10 protein-coding genes are annotated in these 14,932 nt (G+C 62.6%); all 10 read left to right on the top strand.

Translation table 11 applies throughout. The features are described from left to right. Positions 1-161 precede the first annotated feature (161 nt). The 10 genes from LDJ84_RS27375 to LDJ84_RS27330 all read left to right on the top strand — a co-directional run bounded on the left by LDJ84_RS27375 (position 162) and on the right by LDJ84_RS27330 (position 14,918). Positions 162-1,226, top strand: a complete 1,065-nt coding sequence (locus LDJ84_RS27375; protein ID WP_024764148.1) for a pilus assembly protein PilM — start codon at positions 162-164, stop codon at positions 1,224-1,226. After that, positions 1,226-1,819 (top strand): type 4a pilus biogenesis protein PilN, encoded by a 594-nt coding sequence (gene pilN, locus LDJ84_RS27370; RefSeq protein ID WP_065327924.1) that lies wholly within the window; start codon positions 1,226-1,228, stop codon positions 1,817-1,819. Before LDJ84_RS27375 ends, pilN begins: the two co-directional genes overlap by 1 nt. Next, a complete protein-coding gene (pilO, locus tag LDJ84_RS27365; RefSeq protein ID WP_065327923.1) occupies positions 1,816-2,466 on the top strand; it encodes a type 4a pilus biogenesis protein PilO in 651 nt (216 codons plus the stop codon). Before pilN ends, pilO begins: the two co-directional genes overlap by 4 nt. Further along, positions 2,463-2,987 carry a type 4a pilus biogenesis lipoprotein PilP gene (gene pilP, locus LDJ84_RS27360; protein ID WP_065327922.1) on the top strand — a complete coding sequence of 175 codons (525 nt, stop codon included), beginning with the start codon at positions 2,463-2,465 and terminating at the stop codon, positions 2,985-2,987. The genes pilO and pilP overlap by 4 nt, the downstream gene beginning before the upstream one ends. A 53-nt stretch (positions 2,988-3,040) precedes the next feature. Next, complete coding sequence (pilQ, locus tag LDJ84_RS27355) at positions 3,041-5,170, top strand: type IV pilus secretin PilQ (protein WP_065327921.1); 2,130 nt, start codon at positions 3,041-3,043, stop codon at positions 5,168-5,170. Between the two features lie 35 nt (positions 5,171-5,205). Next, positions 5,206-5,697 carry a shikimate kinase AroK gene (gene aroK, locus LDJ84_RS27350; protein ID WP_052239087.1) on the top strand — a complete coding sequence of 164 codons (492 nt, stop codon included), beginning with the start codon at positions 5,206-5,208 and terminating at the stop codon, positions 5,695-5,697. Between the two features lie 50 nt (positions 5,698-5,747). Beyond that, the gene (gene aroB, locus LDJ84_RS27345) at positions 5,748-6,854 is read left to right on the top strand and encodes a 3-dehydroquinate synthase (RefSeq protein WP_024764143.1); all 1,107 of its coding nucleotides are present in this window, start codon (positions 5,748-5,750) and stop codon (positions 6,852-6,854) included. Positions 6,855-6,860: 6 nt separating this feature from the next. Further along, the gene (locus LDJ84_RS27340) at positions 6,861-8,549 is read left to right on the top strand and encodes an AAA family ATPase (RefSeq protein WP_065327920.1); all 1,689 of its coding nucleotides are present in this window, start codon (positions 6,861-6,863) and stop codon (positions 8,547-8,549) included. Between the two features lie 462 nt (positions 8,550-9,011). After that, on the top strand, positions 9,012-13,457 hold the full coding sequence (gene gltB, locus LDJ84_RS27335) for a glutamate synthase large subunit (protein WP_065327919.1): 4,446 nt from the start codon (positions 9,012-9,014) through the stop codon (positions 13,455-13,457). A 27-nt stretch (positions 13,458-13,484) separates the two neighbouring features. Further along, the gene (locus LDJ84_RS27330) at positions 13,485-14,918 is read left to right on the top strand and encodes an FAD-dependent oxidoreductase (RefSeq protein WP_065327918.1); all 1,434 of its coding nucleotides are present in this window, start codon (positions 13,485-13,487) and stop codon (positions 14,916-14,918) included. Positions 14,919-14,932 lie beyond the last annotated feature (14 nt).

Below are 14,932 nucleotides of genomic sequence, written 5' to 3'. Positions count from 1 at the left end.
AAAGAAAGAGTTAAGCGGATGGTGCGGTAAAAAGGGAAAAGCTGATCACATTATAAGCAGTTTTTTTGCTGGCGAGCCATTTGCGAAGCTGTCAAGTCTGGTATCTAATGTGGAAAAACATAAATCGTCCGTAAGTCTCGGATGCTGATAGGAAATCAGTCGTGCTAGGGCTCTTCAATAAGAAAGCGAACACGCTGCTGGGGATAGACATCAGTTCGACTTCGGTCAAACTTCTCGAATTGAGCCGCTCTGGAGGCCGCTACAAGGTAGAGGCCTACGCTGTCGAGCCGCTCCCGCCCAATGCAGTGGTAGAAAAGAACATCGCTGAGCTGGAGGGTGTCGGCCAGGCGTTGTCACGTGTGGTCGCCAAGGCGCGGACCGCTGTGAAAACGTCTGCGGTCGCGGTTGCCGGCTCGGCGGTCATCACCAAAACCATCGAGATGGACGGCGGACTCTCGGACGACGAGCTGGAAAACCAGCTCAAGATCGAGGCCGACCAGTACATCCCCTATCCCCTCGAAGAGGTTGCCATCGACTTCGAGGTGCAAGGCACGTCCGCGCGCAACGCAGAGCGCGTCGATGTTCTTCTTGCCGCTTGCCGCAAGGAAAACGTCGAGGTGCGCGAAGCTGCGCTGGCGCTCGCGGGTCTGACAGCCAAGGTCGTCGACGTCGAAGCCTATGCGCTGGAGCGAGCATTCAGTCTGCTGGGAGACCAGCTGGGCGGCAATGCCGACGAGCTCACAGTTGCGGTGGTCGATATCGGCGCCACCATGACCACGCTGAGCGTCCTGCACCACGGACGCACCATCTATACGCGCGAACAGCTCTTCGGTGGGCGTCAGTTGACCGAGGAAATCCAGCGTCGCTATGGCCTGTCGGTCGAAGAAGCTGGCCTTGCCAAGAAGCAGGGCGGTCTTCCGGATGACTACGACAGCGAAGTGCTGCAACCGTTCAAGGATGCCGTGGTCCAGCAGGTGTCCCGTTCCTTGCAGTTCTTTTTCGCCGCCGGTCAGTTCAACGATGTGGATTACATCCTGCTGGCGGGTGGCACTGCGTCCATCCCTGACCTGGATCGCCTGATCCAGCAGAAGATCGGTACTCCGACCCTGGTGGCCAACCCGTTCGCCGACATGGTGCTGAGCGGCAAGGTCAACGCCGGTGCGCTGGCCAGCGATGCGCCGGCGCTGATGATTGCCTGCGGTCTGGCGATGAGGAGTTTCGACTGATGGCTCGCATCAACTTATTGCCCTGGCGAGAGCAACTGCGCGAGGAACGCAAGCAACGCTTCCTGGTGATCCTCGGTGTTGTGCTGCTGGCCTCCGGGGCCCTGATTTTCCTGGGGGACCAGTACTTCAATTCGGCCATCGAGAACCAGAGTGCGCGCAATGACTTCCTGCGCAAGGAAATCGCCGTGCTGGATGCCCGGATCAAGGAGATCAGCGAGCTGAAGACCCGTCGCCAGCAGTTGCTGGAAAGGATGAAGATCATCCAGGACCTGCAGGGCAACCGCCCGATCATTGGCCGGGTGTTCGATCAGCTGGTCCGCACCTTGCCCGATGGCGTGTTCTTCACCGAGCTGAAGATGTCCGGGAAGTCGATTTCCATTGCGGGGGCGGCCGAATCCAACAATCGCGTCTCCAACCTGATGCGTAACCTGGATGCATCGGAGTGGCTGATGTCGCCGAACCTCACCGAAGTGAAGGCCGTCACTCAGGGCGCACTGGATCAGGCGAACGTCTTCCAGTTGACCGTGCAGCAGACCCAGCCCGGCGGCGAGGATCAGAACAAGACCAGCGCCGCGCAAGGAGCCAAGAAATGAGTCTGGCCAGTTCTCTGGAGAGCTTGCGCAAGATCGATATCAACGATCTTGACCTGAACAACCTCGGCTCCTGGCCGGCAGCGGTCAAGTTCATCGCCTGCGTACTGGTGATGGCTGTGGTACTGGTGCTCGGGTACAACTTCCACCTGAAGGATCTGCAGGATCAGCTGGACCGCAATCGCGACGAGGAGCAGACCCTCAAGCAGCAGTTCTCGACCAAGGCCTTCCAGGCGGCAAACCTGGACGCCTACAAGGTACAGATGAAGGAAATGGAAGAGTCCTTCGGTGCCTTGCTGCGTCAACTGCCGAGCGATACCGAGGTGCCTGGGCTGCTGGAAGACATCACCCGCACCGGTCTGGGCAGTGGCCTGGAGTTCGAAGAGATCAAGCTGCTGCCGGAAGTTACCCAGCAATTCTACATCGAGCTGCCGATCCAGATCAGCGTTGTAGGGGGGTATCACGACCTGGCTACCTTCGTCAGCGGTGTGGCCAGCCTGCCACGGATCGTGACGCTGCATGATTTCGACATCAAGCCGGCCAGCCCGGACAGCACCTCGAAGCTGCGCATGAGCATTCTGGCGAAGACCTATCGGTACAACGACAAGGGCGTGAAAGCTACTGTCCCGGCTGCAGGAGCGAATAAATGAGGGTGCGCCTGATCATTTGCAGTTTCCTGCTTCTGACCTTGAACGGCTGTGGCTCGGGAAGCGATTTCGCCGATTTGCAAGCCTACATGGATGAGGTCCGCGCTCGTCCGAAGGGCGCCATCGAGCCGCTGCCCAAGTTCCAGGCGTATGAGGCGTTCACCTACAGCGCCTCGTCCCTGCGCAGTCCGTTCCAGCCTCCGGTGAAGATCGATCTTGCGGTCAAGCAGAAGGGTAATAGGGTCATCAAGCCCGATGAAACCCGGGTCAGGCAGTTCCTCGAAGGCTTCAACATCGAGACTTTCGAAATGGTCGGTACTCTGGCCAAGGACAGTCAGGTATTTGCCCTTGTGAAAGGTGCAGGAGGGGTGCACCGGGTACGAGTGGGTGACTACCTTGGGCGCAACGACGGCAAGATCGTTGCGATCAGCGAAGCCAAGATCGACGTGATTGAAATCGTTCCTGATGGTGAGGGTGGCTGGCTGGAGCGTCCGCGCAGCCTGACTCTCAAGGAACGCTCCTAAGGGCGGGGATGAACATGGATAACAAACAGCAGTCTGCACGACGGATTCAGACGATGAATAGAACGCTTTCCCGCCTGGGCATTTCCGTGCTCCTGGCCGTATTTGCACCGACTCTGCTGGCTGCAAACCTGCAGAGCGTCGACGTGGCGGCCCTGCCGGGCGACCGTGTGGAGCTCAAGCTGGGCTTCGACGAGCCGGTAGCCGCGCCGCGTGGCTATACCATCGAACAGCCTGCGCGCATTGCATTGGACCTGCCGGGCGTGCAGAACAAGCTGGGTAGCAAGAATCGCGAGTTGGGTGTCGGTAATGCCCGTAGTCTGACTGTGGTCGAGGCCAAAGATCGCACGCGTCTGATCGTGAACCTGACCACTCTGGTCCCTTACAGCACCCGTGCTGACGGCTCCAACCTTTATGTCGTAGTAGGTGGTTCGGCCAAAAACTCGACGGCCAGCGTTGCGGCGGCGTCGACATCTGTCCCGATCACGCGGCCGGCCGCACCTAGGCCGTACATTCCGGTGGGCAAGGCTATTCGTAATGTTGATTTCCAGCGGGGCGAGCAGGGCGAAGGCAATGTCGTGATCGATCTGTCCGATCCGACCGTCAGCCCGGATATCCAGGAGCAGGGCGGCAAGATTCGTCTGGACTTCCCGCGTACCCAATTGCCGGACAACCTACGTGTACGCCTGGATGTGAAGGACTTCGCCACTCCGGTGCAGTTCGTCAACGCATCGGCAGTAGGTGATAAGGCCAGCATCACCATTGAGCCGACCGGGCTATACGACTATTTGGTCTATCAGACCGATAACCGCATGACGGTCAGCATCAAGCCTCTGACCCAGGACGATGCGGAGAAGCGCAAGAAGGACAGCTTCGCCTACTCCGGCGAGAAGCTGTCGCTGAACTTCCAAGACATTGATGTGCGGTCGGTGCTGCAGCTTATTGCTGACTTCACCGACCTCAACCTGGTGGCTTCCGATACAGTGCAGGGCAATATCACCCTGCGTCTGCAGAACGTACCGTGGGATCAGGCTCTGGATCTGGTGCTCAAGACCAAGGGCCTGGACAAGCGTAAGGTTGGCAACGTGCTGCTGGTCGCGCCGGCCGATGAGATCGCGGCTCGTGAGCGTCAGGAGTTGGAGGCGCAAAAGCAGATTTCCGAGCTGGCGCCGCTGCGTCGTGAGCTGATTCAGGTGAACTATGCCAAGGCTGCCGACATTGCCAAACTGTTCAACTCTGTAACGGGGGGCGCGGGCGCTGGTGCTCAGCCCGATACTCGCGGGTCTATCACTGTCGATGATCGCACCAATGCTATCATCGCGTACCAGACTCAGGATCGTCTGGACGAGCTGCGTCGGATTGTTGCTCAGCTGGATATTCCGGTGCGCCAAGTCATGATCGAAGCGCGCATTGTTGAGGCCTCGGTGGATTACAGCAAAAGCCTGGGTGTTCGTTGGGGTGGCGCTTTCACCTTTGGTAACTGGGCCAGTTGGGGTAAGGATGGCAATATTGGTACTGGTGGTACCGCCGGTGCTGGCTGTGGCCCATTTGTCAACGGATGTACTCTGCCGACATCTGGAAGCAATTCCCCGACTCCATCGGTTGATCTCGGGGCAACCAATGCCACCTCTGGTATCGGTATCGGCTTCGTTTCCAACAACGCAATTCTCGACTTGCAACTCTCTGCGATGGAGAAGGGCGGCAACGGCGAGGTCGTTTCCCAGCCGAAAGTCGTTACTTCCGACAAGGAAACCGCAAAGATCCTCAAGGGCTCGGAGATTCCGTACCAGGAAGCCAGCTCCAGTGGCGCGACCTCGGTGTCCTTCAAGGAGGCGGCACTGTCCTTGGAGGTGACCCCACAGATCACGCCGGACAACCGCATCATCATGGAAGTGAAGGTCAACAAGGATGAGCCGGACTACGCCAATGCGCTCAATGGTGTTCCTCCGATCAAGAAGAACGAAGTGAATGCCAAGGTGCTGGTCAATGATGGCGAGACCATCGTGATCGGTGGTGTATTCTCCAATACGCAGACTAAGGCGACCGACAAGGTTCCGTTCCTGGGTGACGTTCCGGTGCTGGGCCGACTGTTCCGTCGGGATTCGGTAACCGACAGCAAGAACGAGCTACTGGTTTTCCTTACCCCGCGGATCATGAATAATCAGGCCATTGCAGTCGGCCGTTGATCAATGTCGTGTCCAATTTGATTCTGGTAGGCCCGATGGGGGCTGGTAAAAGCACCATCGGGCGTCTTCTCGCCAAAGAGCTTCACCTCGTCTTCAAAGATTCGGATAAAGAGATCGAGCAGCGCTGCGGAGCCAACATCCCCTGGATATTCGATGTCGAGGGCGAGGCGGGCTTCCGTGAGCGTGAGCAGGCGATGCTGGCCGAGTTGTGCGATGAAGGGGGCATGGTCATTGCCACCGGTGGCGGCGCGGTGATGCGCGACGCCAATAGGCTCATCCTCAAGGCCGGCGGCAAGGTGATCTACCTGCACGCCTCGGTCGAGCAGCAGATTTCCCGCACGGCGCGCGACAAGAATCGCCCGCTGCTGCAGAAGCCCAATCCGGACCAGATCCTTCGTGATCTCATGCAGATGCGCGACCCGCTCTATCGCGAAATCGCCGACGTGATCATCGAAACCGACGAGCGGCCTCCACGCCTGGTCGTTCTGGAGATTCTGGAGCGGTTGCGTGAGCTTGAGCGCCATTAACGGCGCTGCAATCTGCGGTATCCTAGTCCCCTTTCTTGCCTGGGGGTTTCATGCGCACACTCAACGTCGATCTGGCCGATCGCAGCTACCCGATCTACATCGGTGAAGGGCTGCTGGACGATCCGCGCTACTTCGAGCCGCATATTCGCGGCCGCCAGGTAGCCATCGTCACCAACGAAACCATCGCGCCGCTGTACCTGGATCGACTGCAGAAGACCCTGGCCGGCTACAAGGTCACCACGGTCGTGCTCCCCGACGGCGAGGCCTACAAGCAGTGGGAAACCCTGCAACTGATCTTCGATGGCCTGCTGACCGCGCGCCATGACCGCAAGACCACCCTGATCGCACTGGGCGGTGGCGTCATCGGCGACATGACCGGTTTCGCGGCGGCCTGTTACCAGCGTGGTGTCGACTTTATCCAGGTGCCGACCACCCTGCTGTCCCAGGTGGACTCCTCGGTCGGCGGCAAGACCGGCATCAACCACCCGCTGGGCAAGAACATGGTCGGGGCCTTCTACCAGCCCCAGGCCGTGGTCATCGATACCGCGACCCTGAAGACCCTGCCGCCGCGCGAGCTGTCGGCGGGCTTGGCGGAAGTGGTCAAGTACGGCTTCATCTGCGACGAGCCCTTCCTCACTTGGCTGGAAGCGCACATGGATGACCTCCTGGCGTTGGAGCCCACCGCGCTGACCGAGGCCATCGAGCGCTCCTGCGCCGCCAAGGCGCGAGTGGTCGGCGCCGACGAGAAGGAAACCGGCGTCCGCGCCACGCTCAACCTGGGCCACACCTTCGGCCACGCCATCGAGACCCACATGGGTTATGGCGTCTGGTTGCACGGTGAGGCGGTGGGGGCGGGAACCGTGATGGCACTTGAGATGTCGCATCGGCTGGGATGGCTGACAAAGGCCGAACTCGACCGCGGTATCCGCCTGCTTGCTGCGGCGAAACTGCCGGTGGTCCCGCCGCAGGAAATGAACGCCGAGCATTTTCTCGAGCACATGGCTGTCGACAAGAAAGTGCTCGATGGCCGTTTGCGTCTGGTATTGCTCCAAGGGCTGGGGGGCGCGGTCGTGACCGCCGAATTCCCCCGTGAGATTCTGGAAGAAACACTGCGCGCTGACTACCAGGCACTGGTCGGTCAGGCAGGAGAACACTGAGGTCCCATGTCCAGCTTGCATGCCGATGAGGCCTTCCTGGCCCACTACCAGTTCAGTCACGATCCGTTCGCACCGCGGGTCCCGGGCTTCAAGTTCTTCCCGGCGCAGCGCAAGCCCGTACTGGGCCAGCTGCACCACCTGGCGCGTTACAGCCACCTGCTGCTGGCCGTCACCGGCCCGCTGGGCAGCGGCAAGACGCTGCTGCGCCAGGCGCTGGTGGCCAGCACCAACAAGGACGCCGTCTCCAGTGTGGTGATTTCCGGTCGCTCAGTGACCGACGAAGCCACTCTGCTGCGACAGCTCGCGCAAGGCCTGGGTATCACCCAGACCAGCATCGAGGCGATCCTCGCCAAGGTCGCCCAGTTGGCGATCACCGGGCAGGACGTTTATCTGCTGGTGGACGACGCCGAGCAACTGCGCGACGACGCCCTCGAAGTCCTGCTGCTGCTGGCTGCCGGCAACTCCGAAGCGCGCCTGCACGTCTTCCTGTTCGGCGAGCCCGAGTTGCTGTCGCGCCTGGAAGTGCTGTCCGAAGGCGAGGAGCGCTTCCATGCCATCGAACTGCAACCCTACAGCGAGGAAGAGACCCGCGAGTACCTAGCGCAGCGCCTGGAAGGCGCGGGGCAGGGCATCGAGCTGATCTCCGCCGACCTGCTGGCCGACATTCACGAACAATCCGGTGGTTGGCCGGGCACTATCAACCAGACCGCCCGCGACGCGATGATCGAGGCGATGCTGGCGGATCGTAGCGGCGAGCGCAAAGCGGCCGGTGCCGGCTTCAAGCTGCCGAAGAAACATCTGGCCATCCTGGGCGTGGTCGCGATTGGCGTCATCGCTGCCTGGTTCATGCAGGGCAAGACCACCAAGCCGGAGACAGCGAGCAGCACCGCTGCGCAGACTTCGTCGCAACTGCCGCTGAATGGCGCTGCACCGCAGCCGAACGCTCAGCCGCAGCCTGATGCCCAGGGTAATGGCCCGTCGGTGGAGTTCGCCGGTTCCAACCAGCCGCTGCCGCTGCCGCTGGTAGGCGAAAGCCAGCCGGTGATCCGCGAGCCGATGGCCCAGGCCGGCGGCCAGGAGGATGCCGACGAAGGCGCCATGCCGTCCGCGGCCATTCCGCCGACCGTGACCACGACCGCGCCGCCGGTGACTCCGCTGGCCAATAACGGCCCTAAACCGCTGAACCCGGTTCCGCCGGCCCCCGCCCAACAGCAGGCCGCTATCCAGCCCACGCCGACTCCGGCGGCTACGCCGCGCCCGGAGCCGGTCAAGCCGGCCGCTACCGCACCGGCCAAGCCTGTCCAGACTGCCAAGCCGGCAGCGTCCAAACCTGCCACCACCGTTGCCAGCGCCAAGCCGGCGACCGCCGCCAGCAAGCCCGTCGCAGCCGTCGGCAGTGCCGGCGGCAGCAGCTGGTATCAGTCCCAGGCCGGGTCGCGCTACTCCGTGCAGGTGCTGGGCACCGGTTCCGAAGCCAGTGCCAAGGCCTTCATCAGCCAGCAGGGCGGCGGCGAGTACCGCTACTTCCGCAAGAACCTGCAGGGCAAGCCGTTCTATGTGGTGACCTACGGCAACTTCGCTGACCGTAATGCCGCCCAGGCTGCGATCAAGAAGCTGCCGGCGAAGATCCAGGCCTCCAAGCCCTGGGCCCGACCCTTCTCCAGCATCCAGCAGGACATCGCCGGGGCGCGCTGAAAGGTTGCACTGTCGCAATACTGAAAAAGCCGAGCCCCATACCCTGGGTCTCGGCTTTTTTATTGGCTTGTTTCTTTTGTCGCATTCTTATAAAAATGCGACATCGGGTGTCAGTAGTGCGTCAAAAAAATTAAGTGACGTCGCTTTCCCCGTGTGTACAATGACCTCCCTTTGCCTATCGGAAACTCGCCGCTTGAGCGGGTAGACAGGCGAAGTGCTTGAAGAGGGTCTGCTGACGTTTCGTCATGGCCAGGGCCGGAACCGCCGCCGCGTTGGGTAAGACGTGGCAACTCGCGCGGAACGGTCATTCCAGGTGAACCAGGGGCTACAACGGCGCTGCACGATAGAGGCGGCCCGAGCCTTTAGGGTGCGCGGGAAACGAGCCTGCACGGCGAAACAGGGCGATGGCGAAACGTCAGCAGACCCTGGAATTTATAAAAGTTTTGCCGGTGAGAGTTCCCTATGAAAGCAGGTCTGTACCATCCTGAGACGTTCAAGGATAACTGCGGATTCGGTCTGATCGCCCATATGACGGGCGAGGCAAGCCACGAACTTCTGCAAACCGCCATCGAAGCACTGACCTGCATGACCCACCGAGGTGGGATCAACGCGGACGGAAAAACCGGGGACGGTTGTGGGCTGCTGATCCAGAAGCCCGACCAGTTCCTGCGCGCCGTGGCCAAGGAATCCTTCAACGCCGAGCTGCCCGCCCAGTACGCCGTGGGCATGGTCTTCTTCAACCAGGACCCGGTGAAAGCCGAAGCCGCCCGCGCGAACATGAACCGCGAGATCGAGCGTGCGGGCCTTACGCTGGTCGGCTGGCGCAAGGTGCCGATCGACACCAGCGTGCTGGGTCGCCTGGCGCTGGAGCGCCTGCCGCAGATCGAGCAGGTGTTCATCGGCGGCGAAGGCCTGTCCGACCAGGAATTCGCGGTCAAGCTGTTCAGCTCCCGTCGCCGTTCCTCCGTGGCCAACGCGGAGGACGCCGACCACTACGTCTGCAGCTTCTCGCACAAGACCATCATCTATAAGGGCCTGATGATGCCGGCGGACCTCGCCGCCTTCTATCCGGACCTCTCCGACGAGCGCCTGAAGACCGCCATCTGCGTCTTCCACCAGCGCTTCTCCACCAACACCCTGCCGAAATGGCCGCTGGCCCAGCCGTTCCGCCTGCTGGCGCACAACGGCGAGATCAACACCATCACCGGCAACCGCAACTGGGCCCAGGCCCGTCGTGCCAAGTTCGCCAACGAGTGGATGCCGGACCTGGACGAGCTCGGCCCGCTGGTCAACCGCGTGGGTTCGGACTCCTCCAGCATGGACAACATGCTCGAGCTGATGGTCACCGGCGGCATGGACATGTTCCGTGGCCTGCGCATGATCATTCCGCCGGCCTGGCAGAACGTCGAGACCATGGACGCCGATCTGCGCGCGTTCTACGAATTCAACTCGCTGCACATGGAGCCGTGGGACGGTCCCGCCGGCGTCGTGCTGACCGACGGCCGCTACGCCGTCTGCCTGCTCGACCGCAACGGCCTGCGCCCGTCGCGCTGGGTCACCACCAAGAACGGCTACATCACCCTCGCCTCGGAAATCGGCGTGTGGGACTACAAGCCCGAGGATGTCATCGCCAAGGGCCGTGTCGGCCCGGGGCAGATCCTCGCGGTGGACACCGAGACTGGCCAGCTGCTGCAGACCGAGGACATCGACAACCGCCTGAAGTCGCGCCACCCGTACAAGCAGTGGCTGCGCCAGAGCGCGCTGCGTATCCAGGCGACTCTGGACGATGACCAGGGCGTGGCCAGCTACGACGGCGACCAGCTCAAGCAGTACATGAAGATGTTCCAGGTCACCTTCGAGGAGCGTGACCAGGTGCTGCGCCCGCTCGCCGAGCAGGGTCAGGAAGCGGTCGGCTCGATGGGCGATGACACGCCGATGGCGGTGCTGTCCAAGCGCATCCGCTCGCCGTACGACTACTTCCGCCAGGTCTTCGCGCAGGTCACCAACCCGCCGATCGACCCGCTGCGCGAAGCGATCGTGATGTCCCTGGAAACCTGTCTGGGCATCGAGCAGAACATCTTCGAAGAGTCCCCGCACCACGCCAACCAGGCGATCCTGACCACCCCGGTGATTTCCCCGGCCAAGTGGCGGACCCTGATGAATCTGGAGCGCCCGGGCTTCGACCTGCACCACATCGACCTGAACTACGACGAATCCGTCGGCCTCGAAGCGGCCGTGCGCAACATCGCCGACCAGGCCGAGGAAGCCGTACGCGCCGGCAAGGTGCTGCTGGTGCTATCCGACCGTCAGATCGCCCCCGGCAAGCTGCCGGTGCACGCGGCCCTGGCCGTCGGCGCCGTGCACCACCGTCTGGTGCAGACCGGCCTGCGCTGCGACTCCAACATCCTGGTGGAAACCGCCACCGCCCGTGACCCGCACCACTTCGCGGTGCTGGTGGGCTTCGGTGCGTCCGCGGTCTACCCGTACCTCGCCTACGAAGTGCTGGCCGACCTGATCCGCACCGGCGAAGTGCTGGGCGACCTCTACGAGGTCTTCAAGTACTACCGCAAGGGCATCTCCAAGGGGATGCTGAAGATCCTCTCGAAGATGGGCATCTCCACCATCGCCTCCTACCGTGGCGCCCAGCTGTTCGAAGCCATCGGCCTGGCCGACGAAGTCACCGGCCTGTGCTTCCCGGGTACCCCGAGCCGTATCCAGGGCGCGCGCTTCCTCGACATCGAGAACGAGCAGAAGCTGCTGGCCAATGAAGCCTGGAACAACCGCAAGGCGATCCAGCAGGGCGGCCTGCTGAAGTTCGTCTACGGCGGCGAGTACCACGCCTACAACCCGGACGTGGTGAACACCCTGCAGGCCGCCGTGCAGCAGGGCGACTACGCCAAATTCAAGGAATACACCGCGCTGGTGGACAGCCGCCCGGTGTCCATGCTGCGCGACCTGCTCAAGGTGAAACCTGCCGAGCAGCCGCTGAGCCTGGACGAGATCGAGCCGCTGGAAGCCATCTTCAAGCGCTTCGACGCCGCCGGCATTTCCCTCGGCGCGCTGTCGCCGGAGGCCCACGAGGCGCTGGCCGAAGCGATGAACCGCCTCGGCGGCCGCTCCAACTCCGGTGAAGGCGGTGAGGACCCGGCGCGCTACGGCACGCTGAAGAGCTCGAAGATCAAGCAGGTGGCCACCGGCCGCTTTGGCGTGACCCCGGAGTACCTGGTCAACGCTGAAGTCCTGCAGATCAAGGTGGCCCAGGGCGCCAAGCCCGGCGAAGGCGGCCAACTGCCGGGCGGCAAGGTCAACGGTCTGATCGCCCGCCTGCGCTACGCAGTTCCCGGCGTGACCCTGATCTCGCCGCCGCCGCACCACGACATCTACTCCATCGAAGACCTCGCCCAACTGATCTTCGACCTCAAACAGGTCAACCCGCAGGCGCTGGTCTCGGTGAAGCTGGTGTCCGAACCGGGCGTGGGCACCATTGCCGCCGGCGTGGCCAAGGCCTACGCCGACCTGATCACCATCTCCGGCTACGACGGCGGTACCGGCGCTTCGCCGATCACCTCCATCAAGTACGCGGGTTCGCCGTGGGAGCTGGGCCTCGCCGAGGCGCACCAGACCCTGCGCGGCAACGACCTGCGCGGTAAGGTCCGCGTGCAGACCGACGGCGGCCTGAAGACCGGCCTGGACGTCATCAAGGCGGCCATCCTCGGCGCCGAGAGCTTCGGCTTCGGTACCGCGCCGATGATCGCCCTGGGCTGCAAGTACCTGCGCATCTGCCACCTGAACAACTGCGCCACCGGCGTTGCCACCCAGAATGACAAGCTGCGCAAGGACCACTTCATTGGCACCGTGGACATGGTGGTGAACTTCTTCACCTTCATCGCCAGCGAGACCCGCGAGTGGCTGGCCAAGCTCGGCGTGCGCAGCCTGGAAGAGCTGATCGGCCGCACCGACCTGCTGGAAATCCTCCCGGGCGAGACGCCCAAGCAGGGCAACCTCGACCTCACGCCGCTGCTGGGCAGCGACCTGATCCCGGCCGAGAAGCCGCAGTTCTGCGAAGTCGAGAAGAACCCGCCGTTCGACCAGGGCCTGCTGGCCGAGAAGATGGTCGACCTGGCCCGTGGCGCCATCGAAGGTGCCAAGGGCGGCGAGTACGAACTGGATATCTGCAACTGCGACCGTTCCATCGGCGCGCGGATTTCCGGCGAGATCGCCAAGGTCCATGGCAACCAGGGCATGGTCAAGGCGCCGATCACCTTCCGCTTCAAGGGCACTGCGGGCCAGAGCTTCGGCGTATGGAACGCCGGCGGCCTGCACCTGTATCTGGAAGGTGACGCCAACGACTACGTGGGCAAGGGCATGACCGGCGGCAAGCTGGTCGTCACCCCGCCCAAGGGCAGCCCGTTCAAGTCGCAGGAGTCGGCCATCGTCGGCAACACCTGCCTGTACGGCGCCACTGGCGGCAAGCTGTTCGCCGCCGGTACCGCGGGCGAGCGTTTCGGCGTGCGTAACTCCGGCGCCCATGCCGTCGTGGAAGGCACCGGTGACCACTGCTGCGAGTACATGACCGGCGGTTTCATCTGTGTTCTGGGCAAGACCGGCTACAACTTCGGCTCCGGTATGACCGGTGGCTTTGCTTATGTCCTCGACCTGGACAACACCTTCGTTGACCGCGTGAACCATGAGCTGGTGGAGATCCAGCGGATCAGCGGCGAGGCGATGGAAGCCCAGCGCAGCCACCTGCGCAAGGTGCTGGTCGAGTATGTGGCGGAAACCGCGAGCGAGTGGGGCGCGCATCTGCTGGAGAACCTCGACGACTACCTGCGTCGGTTCTGGCTGGTGAAACCGAAGGCCGCCAGCCTCGGTTCCCTGCTGACCAGCACCCGTGCCAACCCGCAATAAGCGCCTGAAGTTTGATGAGGTCTCTAAATGTCTGAACGTCTGAGTTCTGATCGCCTGAATAACGACTTCCAGTTCATCGAAGTCGGGCGCAAGGATCCGAAGAAGAAGCTTCTTCGCCAGCGCAAGCGCGAGTTCGTGGAAATCTACGACCTGTTCAAGCCGCAACAGGCGGCTGACCAGGCCCACCGTTGCCTGGGCTGCGGCAACCCCTACTGCGAGTGGAAGTGCCCGGTGCACAACTTCATCCCCAACTGGTTGAAGCTGGTCTCCGAAGGCAACATCCTCGCCGCCGCCGAACTGTCCCATCAGACCAACACCCTGCCGGAAGTCTGCGGCCGGGTGTGCCCGCAGGATCGCCTGTGCGAAGGCGCCTGCACCCTGAACGACGGCTTCGGCGCGGTCACTATCGGCTCGGTGGAGAAGTACATCACCGATACCGCCTTCGCCATGGGCTGGCGCCCGGACATGTCCAAGGTCAAGCCCACCGGAAAGCGCGTCGCCGTGATCGGTGCGGGCCCGGCGGGCCTGGGCTGCGCCGACGTGCTGGTGCGTAACGGCGTGACTCCGGTGGTGTTCGACAAGAACCCGGAAATCGGCGGCCTGCTGACCTTCGGCATCCCCGAGTTCAAGCTGGAGAAGCAGGTGCTGTCGCGCCGTCGCGAAGTCTTCACCGGCATGGGCATCGAGTTCCGCCTGAACACCGAGATCGGCAAGGACGTGACCCTGTCGCAACTGCTCGATGAGTACGATGCCGTGTTCATGGGCATGGGCACCTACACCTACATGAAAGGCGGCTTCCCCGGCGAGGACCTGCCCGGCGTGCACGACGCGCTGGACTTCCTGATCGCCAACGTGAACCGCAACCTGGGCTTCGAGAAGTCGCCGGAAGACTTCGTCGACATGAAGGGCAAGCGCGTCGTGGTACTGGGCGGTGGCGACACCGCGATGGACTGCAACCGCACCTCGATTCGCCAGGGCGCCAAGAGCGTGACCTGCGCCTACCGTCGTGACGAAGAGAACATGCCCGGCTCGCGCAAAGAGGTGAAGAACGCCAAGGAAGAAGGCGTGAAGTTCCTCTTCAACCGCCAGCCCATCGCCATCGTCGGCGAGGACAAGGTGGAAGGCGTGAAGGTGGTCGAGACCCGTCTCGGTGAACCGGACGCCCGTGGCCGTCGCAGCCCCGAGCCGATCCCGGGCTCCGAGGAAATCATCCCGGCCGAAGCCGTGCTGATCGCCTTCGGCTTCCGCCCGAGCCCGGCGCCGTGGTTCGACCAGCACCAGGTGGAAATCGACAGCCAGGGCCGTGTCATCGCCCCGGCCGCCGCGCAGTTCAAGCACCAGACCAGCAACCCGAAGATCTTCGCTGGCGGCGACATGGTCCGTGGTTCCGACCTGGTCGTGACGGCGATATTCGAAGGCCGCACGGCAGCCGAAGGTATCCTCGACTACCTGGGCGTCTGAGTGCGTTCCCTGTA

The organism is Pseudomonas sp. HS-18, assembly GCF_020401845.1.
Taxonomy (GTDB): Bacteria; Pseudomonadota; Gammaproteobacteria; order Pseudomonadales; family Pseudomonadaceae; genus Pseudomonas; species Pseudomonas nitroreducens.
This window is presented reverse-complemented; position numbering and strand designations above follow the sequence as displayed.